Annotated in this window: 8 protein-coding genes and 1 pseudogene; 6 read left to right on the top strand and 3 right to left on the bottom strand. The window is 72.4% G+C overall.

Annotated elements, in window-relative coordinates; all coding sequences use genetic code 11:
* The first annotated feature begins 891 nt into the window (after window positions 1-891).
* Together VNL12_RS01405 and otsB are read left to right on the top strand one after the other, a co-directional pair.
* Window positions 892-1461: a LytR C-terminal domain-containing protein gene (locus VNL12_RS01405; RefSeq protein ID WP_325590892.1), complete on the top strand. Its 570-nt coding sequence runs from the start codon at window positions 892-894 to the stop codon at window positions 1459-1461.
* Window positions 1462-1558: 97 nt separating this feature from the next.
* Window positions 1559-2314, top strand: coding sequence for a trehalose-phosphatase (otsB, locus tag VNL12_RS01410; RefSeq protein ID WP_325590893.1), 756 nt, complete (start codon window positions 1559-1561; stop codon window positions 2312-2314).
* Between the two features lie 25 nt (window positions 2315-2339).
* On the opposite strand, the gene VNL12_RS01415 is transcribed toward otsB, so the two are convergent.
* Window positions 2340-3707, bottom strand: coding sequence for an alpha,alpha-trehalose-phosphate synthase (UDP-forming) (locus VNL12_RS01415; protein ID WP_325590895.1), 1368 nt, complete (start codon window positions 3705-3707; stop codon window positions 2340-2342).
* Window positions 3708-3898: 191 nt separating this feature from the next.
* Between VNL12_RS01415 and VNL12_RS01420 the strand changes: the two genes are divergently transcribed.
* The 4 genes from VNL12_RS01420 (at window position 3899) to groL (ending at window position 8452) form a co-directional block, all read left to right on the top strand.
* Window positions 3899-4909 (top strand): glycerate kinase, encoded by a 1011-nt coding sequence (locus VNL12_RS01420; protein ID WP_325590897.1) that lies wholly within the window; start codon window positions 3899-3901, stop codon window positions 4907-4909.
* A gap of 150 nt (window positions 4910-5059) precedes the next feature.
* Window positions 5060-6295, top strand: coding sequence for an AI-2E family transporter (locus VNL12_RS01425; protein ID WP_325590899.1), 1236 nt, complete (start codon window positions 5060-5062; stop codon window positions 6293-6295).
* A 131-nt stretch (window positions 6296-6426) separates the two neighbouring features.
* The gene (locus VNL12_RS01430) at window positions 6427-6702 is read left to right on the top strand and encodes a ubiquitin-like small modifier protein 1 (protein ID WP_325590900.1); all 276 of its coding nucleotides are present in this window, start codon (window positions 6427-6429) and stop codon (window positions 6700-6702) included.
* A gap of 130 nt (window positions 6703-6832) precedes the next feature.
* Entirely contained in the window at window positions 6833-8452 is a 1620-nt protein-coding gene (gene groL / locus VNL12_RS01435; RefSeq protein ID WP_325590902.1) for a chaperonin GroEL, read from the top strand.
* A gap of 245 nt (window positions 8453-8697) precedes the next feature.
* Here the strand turns inward: groL and VNL12_RS01440 are convergent, their stop codons facing one another.
* Window positions 8698-8985: a hypothetical protein gene (locus tag VNL12_RS01440; RefSeq protein ID WP_325590904.1), complete on the bottom strand. Its 288-nt coding sequence runs from the start codon at window positions 8983-8985 to the stop codon at window positions 8698-8700.
* Window positions 8986-9080: 95 nt separating this feature from the next.
* Window positions 9081-9347 (bottom strand): annotated as a pseudogene (locus VNL12_RS01445) (cell division protein FtsK); the annotation flags it as partial.

The following is a 9347-nucleotide window of genomic DNA, read 5'->3' on the forward strand; positions in this document are numbered from 1 at the left end:
ACCAACACCGGCCCATCACCCTCACCCCTCGCGCCCCCACACCACCACACGACGAAGCCACCAGGCCCCTCACGACGATCAGCACGAATTCAAGCCAGACATGAACCCCGCCCACGAACACCTCGCGGATCTAGGTCTGACGACGGTAGATGCGTCCCGGGCGATGACCTCCGCGTCGACGTGGGCTTCAGCGAGGCGGGCCACCGAGACGTCGTCGCGGGCCAGCGCGAAGAGGGCGCGCCAGCGTCCGGCCGTCTCGCCGTCCCCCAGCGGGGGCAGGCACGGCCAGGGCGCCGCCCGCTGGTCGTCACGCCCGCATCGATCATCGACACGGTCGCCCAGCCGCCGGCCTGCAGGCGGGTCCAAAGGGCATGATCCTCGGCCGTGGCGACGAGGGGCCAGCCCCCGACGGCCTCGTAGGCATCGGCGCGCACCCCCAGGTTCGCCCCGTGGACGTGGAGTGGGTGCTGGCCGGCGTGGTGCGGATCGACAGCTTCGACGGGCTGGCGCCCCAGGTCGCGGCCCGCTGGGCGGCCGCCTACGCCGTGGCCGCCGACGGCCGCGCGTAGCCCTCGTCGGCCCGGCGCAGCTGGCTCTGCAGCCACTCCGGGGGGACGACGGAGTCGGCGGCCGCCGGGCGCGTCGCCTCGCTCCCGCCCTCATCTGATCTGACCCGACGGTCCCCTCGGGCGGGGGTGCGCTCAAGCGGCGTCGGCACTGAGAGCTCCTAGGAAGGACGGGTCCCCTCGGGGCGGGGTTGCGCTTGCGTAGGCTGTCGGGCCGTGACCAACCTGGTGACCGTGCCGCTGACCGAACGAGAAAAATGGTGACCCTCGGCGTCGAGAGGTCGTGGCGGACCGCGTCCCGCCCCAAGGCCGAGAGGGTGCGTCCGTGACAGCGCCCACATCAGGCCGCGACGACGCCACCCTGCGGGGTGCTGTCGTGCTCGTCGTGGCCATCGTGATCGGTCTGGCCCTGCTGTGGCGCAGTGGCGACGGCGGTTCGACCGAGGCGTCCGACACCACCACTGCGGCCACCTCGACCGAGCTCGACGGGTCCCAGCCCGCCGATCCCACCCAGAGCACCCTCGCCCCGATCGACACGGGCGGCCCGCCGCCCACGGAATCCTCCGAGCCGGCGGGCCCTGACGACACCCGGGCCCCCGAAGCGGTCACCGCCATCGTGCTCAACGGCTCCGAGGTGATCGGGGCGGCGGCCGACAACGACGGTCAGCTCAAGGCCGCCGGCTACACCACGATCGCCGCGGCCAACGCCAACGCCGACCTGCCGGTCACGACCATCTACGCCGGGCCCGAGTTCCAGGCCGACGCCGAGGCGGTCCGCGGCGTGCTCGGGCTGCCCGATGCCGTCATCGCGGACAAGCCCGAGGAACCACTCGGCGACGGTGCGGAGATGGCCGACATCGTCGTGGTCCTCGGCGGCGACATCGGCGGCGGCTGACCCCGGGCGGACGTCACGGGGCGGCCGGGAGGTGGAGTCCGTCCGTGCCGACCCGTCAGATGGCGTCGGGGTCCCGCGGGCCCCCCATCATGGGGCCATGACCCCGACGCGATCCTTGCGTGGGCTCCTTGCCTCGGCCGCGATCCTGACCGACTTCGACGGCACCCTCGCGCCCATCGTTGCGGACCCCGCCGCCGCCGTCCCCGGACCGGGAGCGGTCGAGGTGCTGCTCGCCCTGGCGGAGGTGGCGCCGGTGGTCGGCGTGATCTCCGGTCGACCGGTCGAGGTGCTGGTGCGTCACCTGTCCGACGAGCGCCTGCACCTCGCCGGGCTCTACGGCCTCGAGCGCCGGGAGCACGGAGAGGTTGCCGACGCACCCGGGTCGCTCCGCTGGCTCGGTCCCGTGGCCGGGGCGGCAGCCGACCTCACGGCGCGCCTCCCCGATGGGGTGACCGTCGAGCCGAAGCGCCTGTCGCTCACCGTGCACTTCCGGCGCCGGCCCGAGGTCGGCCCGGCGGTCGCGGCCCTGGCCGACGAGATCGCCTCGGCCCACGGGCTGATGGTCCGCCCCGCCCGCCGTTCGATCGAGGTCCACCCGCCCCAGACGCCCGACAAGGGCGTGGTGGTCGAGGACCTTGCTCTGCGGTGCTCGGCGGCGTGCTTCCTCGGCGACGACGTCGGCGACATCCCCGCCTTCGACGCCCTCGACCGGCTGGCCCGCCAGGGCGTGCTGACGGTGAGGGTGGCGGTCGAGAGCGACGAGTCCACCCCCGAGCTCCTCGACCGGGCCGACGTGGTCGTGCCCGGCTCCTCGGGTGCGGTGGCCTGGCTGCGCTCGCTGCTCGCGCCCTGATCGCGAGCTGCAGCCGCGCCGCGGGTCAGGCCTGGGCCAGCTGGTCGGCGAGCCACGCGGCCGGCGTGCGCTCGGCCACCGTGCGACGCAGCCGTGCCGCCCGCTGCGACCGTTCCCCCGCGTCCATCGCCAGGGCCCGGTGGAGCGACTCGGCCGCGGCCACCAGGTCGTGGGCGTCGATGCGCACGGCGTCCTCGCCCAGCTCATCCCACGCACCGGCGCCCTCGCTGAGCAGCAGCACCGAGTCGCGGTCCGAGAGAACGACGGCCTCCTTGGCCACCAGGTTGAGCCCGTCGCGGATCGGGTTGACGACGACCGCGTCGGCCCGGCGGAGGGCGGCGATCGAGCGGAGGTAGTCGTCCCCGGGCTCATACGCGATCGGTGTCCAGTCGTCGGTGCCCCACGTGTCGTTGATCTCGGTGATGACCCTCTCGACGTCGGTGGTGTAGCGCCGGTAGGCCGCAACGCCCTCGCGCGACGGGTAGACGAACGCGCCGAACACCACCCGACCGCGCCACTCGGGGTGGGCGGCGAGCAGCTCGCCGTAGGCCTGGAAGCCACGGAGGATGTTCTTGGAGAGCTCGATGCGGTCGACGCGCACGAGGAAGCGCCGGTCGCCGACGGCCTCGTCGAGTCGGGCCAGGGCGGCGGTGCACGACGGCGCGGCGGCGCTGGCGGCCAGGTCGTCGGGGTCGGGGCCGAGCGGGGCGACGAACGTGGTGAGGGCGTGGCCCGCGGCGCGGGCACAGCCGCGGGCGGCGCCGGCCCACCGCTCGGAGTGGAACCCGCACGCCTGGTGGGCGGCGAGGCCTCCCATGAGCTCGTGGCGCACCCGCTGGGGGAGCACGGCCAGCTCGGCCGGTCGGGCGAAGGGGGTGTGGCTGAAGTGCACGCACGTGAGGTCGGGTCGGCTTCGGGCCAGGGCCGACGCCACGAGCGTGAGGTGGTAGTCCTGCACCAGCACGACAGCTCGGTCGGGGGCGAGGTCGGCGACGGCCTCGGCGAAGGTGGTGTTGATCCGCCGATAGGCCTCCCACGCCTCGAACCAGGCCGACCCGAACGTGGGCTCACGGTAGTGGTCGAACATCCCGTGGTGCGCGAACCACAGCGTCTCGTTGCTGACCGTGTCGTAGGCGCGACGGAGGTCGTCGGGGTCGAGGGCGACGGTGCGCACCCGCAGCCCGTCGCTCGTGACGACACCGTCGGCGGCCGCCTCGCGATCCGCGTCGGAGAGGGCGGCCGCGACCCAGATGGTGTCGCTGCCGGCCACCAACGGAGCCAGTCCCGACACCAGCCCGCCGGCGCCGCGCCGGCCGACGAGGCCGCCGTCGGGGGCGTGGTGGAAGGCGATGGGCCCCCGGTTGGAGACGATCACGACCTGACGCTCGGTCACGATCCGACCGTAGCGCCGGCCGGCCCGGCACGATCACCGACCAAGTCTGATCACCGACCAAGTCTGATCAGCGACCGAGCTTGAGCGCCGACCCGGCCCGATCACCGGTCCGAAGGGGCGCCGCCACGGATGCCCGCCGACGTCGTCCGCTCGGCGTCGCTCGCCACCGCACCGTCCGCGACACTGGCCTCATGCGCGTCGTGGCCGCCCCCGACAAGTTCCGCGGCACGGCCACCGCAGCCGAGGTGGCGGCGGCGATCGGTCGCGCCGCCCGGGCGGCGGGGTGGGAGTGCGACGAGGTCCCCATGGCCGACGGCGGCGAGGGCACCCTCGAGGCCCTCGGCGGCCCCAACCGCACCGCCCTCGTGACCGGTCCCCTCGGCGACGCGGTGTCGGCGGACTGGCAGCTCCGACGCGGCACTGCGGTGATCGAGTCGGCGCGGGCCTCGGGCATCGAGCTCGTCGGCGGACCTGACGGCAACGACGCCATCTCGGCCTCGTCCTACGGCACCGGCGAGCTCATCACCACCGCCGTCGATCTGGGGGCGCGCCGGGTGATCGTGGCCGTGGGCGGGAGCGCCACGACCGACGGCGGGCTGGGGGCCCTGCGTGCCCTGCACCCGGTGCAGCGCCTGCGCGGCATCGACCTCGTGGTCGCCTCGGACGTGCGGATCCGGTTCGTCGACGCCGCCGAGGTGTTCGCCCCGCAGAAGGGTGCCAGCCCGGCCCAGGTCGAGCTGCTGCGGCGGCGTCTGGCGCGGCTTGCCCAGATCTACGAAGAGGATCACGGCGTCGACGTCACCGCCCTCCAGGGTGCGGGCGCCGCCGGGGGGCTGGCCGGTGGTCTGGCCGCGGTCGGCGCCGCCATCGTGCCCGGCTTCGAGCTGGTCGCCGACGAGGTCTCGCTCGACGAGACCCTCGAGGGCGCCGACCTGGTGGTGACGGGAGAGGGCTTCGTCGACGACCAGTCCTTCGAGGGGAAGGTCGTCGGCGGCGTGGTCGAGCTGGCCGAGGCGCTCGGCGTGCCGGTGCTGGTGGTGGCGGGCGAGGTGTTCGACGGGATCGACGAGCGCATCGACGCCGAATCGCTCGTCGCCCGCCTCGGCGCCGTCCGGGCCCGCGAGGACACCGCGGCGGCCGTCGAGGATGTCGTCGCTGCTCGCCTCGCGGCCCTCACCCCCGGCGCCGGCGGTGACCGGTGAGCTCGTAGCCGGCGCTGCGCCGGTCCGTCCCGCCGAGCGCGACCGACGCAGCTCCGTCCTGGAGGAGGGGCGGGGAGCGGTGACCCCCCACTCGTCAGGAGGCCGTGATCCGGCACGGGCGGGAACCCTCCGAGCCCTACAATCGCCGGCATGGAGGAACGCCTCGCCCGGGTCGGACGCGCCGCCTGGTGGCTCTCGGGCATCGCCCTCGTCGCGGTGCTGCTCGGCATCGTGGGGTGGGTCTTCCGGGTGGTCTTCCCGCCGCTGGTGCTGGCGGGCGCGTTGGTCTTCCTGCTCAACCCGATCGTGTCGGTCCTCGAGCGCCGGGGGTTGCCCCGCTTGTTCGGCACGCTCGTCGCGTTCCTCGGGGTCGTGTTGCTCTTCGCCGTCCTGGGGGCGGTGCTCTACCCGCTCATCGCCAGCCAGGCCGATGACGTCTCGGAGCGCTGGCCGCGGCTCCAGGCCGACGCCGAGGAGTGGATCGACGACCTCTCGCAGCGCTCCGATGACGACAACTGGCCCGTCCACCTCCCGTCGGTGGAGGAGATCGAGGACCAGGCCGACACGGGCGACGACCAGGAGCTGGGCGAGCAGGTGGCGACGCTGCGCGAGTACCTCGTGCGCGCCTTCCACATCGGCATCATCTTCGTCCTCGGGCCGTTCCTGGCGTTCTACCTGCTCGTCGACCTGCCCGACGTGCGCCGGCGGGTGGAGGAGCTGATCCCCGAGCGGTCGACGCGCGAGGTGCAGTTCCTCGCGCATCGCCTCAACGCCGCCATCGGCGGCTTCTTCCGGGGCCAGCTGGCGGTGGCGTTCATCGTCGGCGTCCTGGTCTCGATCGGCCTCAAGGCCGTCGTCGACCTGCCCCTGTGGCTCGTGGTGGGGATGGTCGCCGGCGTCTTCAACATGATCCCGCTCATCGGGCCGTGGGTCGGCGCCGTTCCCGGCATCGTCGTGGCCCTGGCCACCAAGGACGTGAAGGCGGCCATCGGCGTCGCCGTCGTGATGGTCGTCGTGCAGCAGATCGACAACCACTTCATCACCCCGACGGTGATGCGCCGGGCGGTCCAGCTGCACCCGGCGGCGGTGATGATCGCCCTGCTCGCCTGGGGCACGATCGGCGGCTTCTTCGGCTTGCTGCTGGCCGTGCCCCTCACCGCGACGGCGAAGATCATCGGCGGTCACCTCTGGCGCAAGTACGTCGTGGGCGTCTCGGTGCCCGGGCTCGACGAGCCCTACCCGGATCGCGCCGTCGTCGCGGCGCGCGAGGACCTGCCCGACGAGCGGATCGAGGAGGCGGAGGCGGTCGAGGCCGAGGCGCTCGGCGCGGCCGGGTCCGGGTCGACGTCCACGGCGACCGGCGAGGCCGGGCCGGCGCCGGCCTGAACCCGTCGTCGCCCGTGTCGTCCCGGGCCGGCGCGCCGCTACCATCCTGTCCACGCCCGCCGCGGCATCGACCGCAGCGGGCCGCCACAGCGGTGCTGTGGCCACCACCACCCCAGGAGCAGTCCCCACCGATGAGCGTCACCGTCCGCGTCCCGACCACGTTGCGCACCCTGACCGCCGGGTCTGCCGAGGTGGCGGTCGACGGCCGCACCGTCGCCGAGGTCCTCGACGGCCTCGAGGGGGCCCACCCGGGGTTCAAGGAGCGCCTCCTCGACGACGGCGGCCAGCTGCGCCGCTTCGTGAACGTCTTCGTCGCCGATGACGACGTCCGCTTCCTCCAGGGTCTGGCCACACCGGTGTCCGACGGTGAGACCGTGGCCATCATCCCCGCCGTCGCCGGCGGCTGAGAGACCCTGGTCAGAAGGCCCGGCGTTAGCACTCGCAGGGTGTGGTTGCTAACAGCGCTCCCAGGTGGTTGGCTGTTGGCACTCTTCGCCTGAGAGTGCCAACCGATCACCTACGCAGAGGAGGCAGGGGATGGCCAAGATCATCACCTTCGACGAGACAGCTCGTCGTTCGCTCGAGTCCGGCATGAACCAGCTGGCGGACGCCGTGAGCGTCACCCTCGGCCCCAAGGGCCGCAACGTCGTGCTGGAGAAGAAGTGGGGTGCGCCCACCATCACCAAGGACGGCGTCAGCGTCGCCAAGGACATCGACCTCGAGGACCCGTTCGAGCGCATCGGCGCCGAGCTGGTGAAGGAGGTCGCCAAGAAGACCGACGACGTCGCCGGTGACGGCACCACCACCGCCACCGTTCTGGCCCGGGCCCTGGTCCGCGAGGGCCTGCGCAACGTGGCCGCCGGCGCCAACCCGATGGCGCTCAAGCGGGGCATCGAGGTGGCCGTCGAGGCGGCCGTCGCCGCCCTCAGCACCTCGGCCACCGAGATCGACTCCAAGGAGCAGATCGCGTCGGTCGCCGCCATCTCGGCCAACAACGACGCCGAGATCGGCGGGTTCATCGCTGAGGCGCTCGACAAGGTCGGCAAGGACGGCGTCATCACCGTCGAGGAGTCCAACACCTTCGGCCTCGAGATCGACCTCGTCGAGGGCATGCGCTTCGACAAGGGCTACATCTCGCCCTACTTCGTCACCGACACCGACCGGATGGAAGCCGTCCTCGACGACGCCTACATCCTCTACGTGGCGGGCAAGGTCACCGCCGTGCGCGACCTCGTCCCGGTGCTGGAGAAGACCATGCAGTCCAGCCGTCCGCTGGTCATCATCGCCGAGGACATCGAGGGCGAGGCCCTCGCCACCCTCGTGGTCAACAAGATCCGGGGCACGTTCAAGTCCATTGCCGTCAAGGCCCCCGGCTTCGGCGAACGCCGCAAGGCAATGCTGGCCGACATGGCCATCCTCACCGGCGGCCAGGTCATCTCCGAGGAGATCGGCCTCAAGCTCGAGAACACCACCCTCGACCTTCTCGGCTCGGCCAAGAAGGTCATCGTCACCAAGGACGAGACCACCATCGTCGAGGGCGCGGGCGACGAGGGCGACATCAAGGGCCGCATCGCCCAGATCAAGGCGGAGATCGACAACACCGACTCCGACTACGACCGCGAGAAGCTCCAGGAGCGCCTGGCCAAGCTGTCCGGCGGCGTCGCCGTGCTGAAGGTCGGCGCGGCCACCGAGACCGAGCTCAAGGAGAAGAAGCACCGCATCGAGGACGCCGTCTCCACCGCCAAGGCGGCGGTCGAGGAGGGTGTTGTGCCCGGCGGCGGCGTGGCCCTGCTGCGCACCCAGACCGCCATCCTCGACGTGGCCGAGAAGCTCTCGGGCGACGAGGCGACCGGGGCCCGCATCGTGGCCCGGGGCGTCGAGGAGCCGCTCAAGCAGATCGCCGTCAACGCCGGCCAGGAAGGCGGCGTGGTGGTCGAGAAGGTCAAGGCCATGAAGGGCGGCCACGGCTACAACGCCGGGACCGACGAGTACGAGGACCTGAGCGCCAAGGTGCCCGACGCCGCCAAGGTCACCCGCTCGGCCCTGCAGAACGCGGCGTCGATCGCGGCGCTGTTCCTCACCACCGAGGCCGTCATCGTCGACAAGCCGGCCGACGACGGCGCCGGCGGCATGCCCGGCGGGATGGACGACTTCTGATGATGCGCGTGGCCGAGGGCTGAAACCTCGGGTCACCGGATCAGGAGTCGTCCACGACTTCTGATGATGCGCGTGGCCGGGAGCTGAAACCTCGGGTCACCGGATCAGGGGTCGTCCACGACTTCTGATCCCGTCGAACCGGTGAGCATGCGTGCCCCCTTGGAGGTGTGAACGCGCACCGGGTCGGTCCGACACGCGAAGAAGGGCCGCCTCTCGGGGCGGCCCTTCCTCGTGAGTTGAGTCGGTCAGACGGCGTTGCCGCCCGCCGCCATGATGTCGGCGTTGATCTTGTTGAACAGCTCGTTGAGGCGGGTCAGCTCGTCGACGGCCTCCCGGAGCTGGGTGGACGTGTTCGGCCAGGAGCCGCGGTGCTGGGCGGCGAGCGAGCCCTCCCACACATCGGGCTGGCAGAGGATGTCGCCGTCGCTGACGATGGAACGGATCTGCTCGCTCAGCCCACCCTGGATGGTGCGCCTCATGTTGGCGATGGTCGTGCGCCCGTACTCGGTGGCAGTGACGTCTCCTGCGGCCATGGTGGGGGCCTCCTGTGCGGTGTAGGGGTGCTCCGACCGTCTGCCGGAGGTGCACCTCTCGATACCCTCGGTGCATCTCAGTAAACGTCATATCCTCACGGGGAAGGCCCCTGCGCTCGCGGTTGGGCCGCCTGCACCAGTTCGATGTCGCCGCCGATGCAGAGGTAGCCCCGGCCGGGGCCGATCGGCGTGGTGGTGCGGCGGGGGAGGCGGACCGACAGCAGGTCGCCGTCGAGGTCGACGTCGGGCTGGAGCAGCAGGCCGGCCCGGCTCTGGCGCACGGTGCGGGCCCAGTGGGAGTACAGGCCTCGGAGCGTGTCGGCCCTCCCCGCCGCGACCACCAGCACGTCGGGGCGGGCCAG

Source organism: Iamia sp., assembly GCF_035575815.1.
Lineage (GTDB): Bacteria > Actinomycetota > Acidimicrobiia > Acidimicrobiales > Iamiaceae > Iamia.